Annotated in this window: 1 protein-coding gene; it reads left to right on the plus strand. The window is 65.8% G+C overall.

The features are described from left to right. A partial coding sequence (locus tag SB764_RS41500) for a helix-turn-helix domain-containing protein (RefSeq protein ID WP_410866967.1) occupies nt 1-263 on the plus strand: 263 nt, incomplete at both ends.

The following is a 263-nucleotide window of genomic DNA, read 5'->3' on the forward strand; positions in this document are numbered from 1 at the left end:
CTGCTCGATGAGCTGCAGGGAGCGCCGCTCGAGCCGCTGCATCTGCCTATGCCCACAGACCGCCGTTTGCGGCGTCTCGCTGAGACCTTGGTCGATGACCCCGCCGTGCGGTTCACGATAGAGGAGTGGGGCGCGCGCGTTGGTGCCAGCAACCGCACGCTGACGCGGCTGTTCCTGAAGGAGACGGGCATGTCGTTCGTCCGCTGGCGGCAACAGCTGCATATTGGCCTGGCACTGCAGCGCCTTGCATCCGGGCAATCTGT

It is taken from the genome of Paraburkholderia sp. SIMBA_027 (genome assembly GCF_046535315.1).
In the GTDB taxonomy this organism is placed as follows: domain Bacteria; phylum Pseudomonadota; class Gammaproteobacteria; order Burkholderiales; family Burkholderiaceae; genus Paraburkholderia; species Paraburkholderia tropica.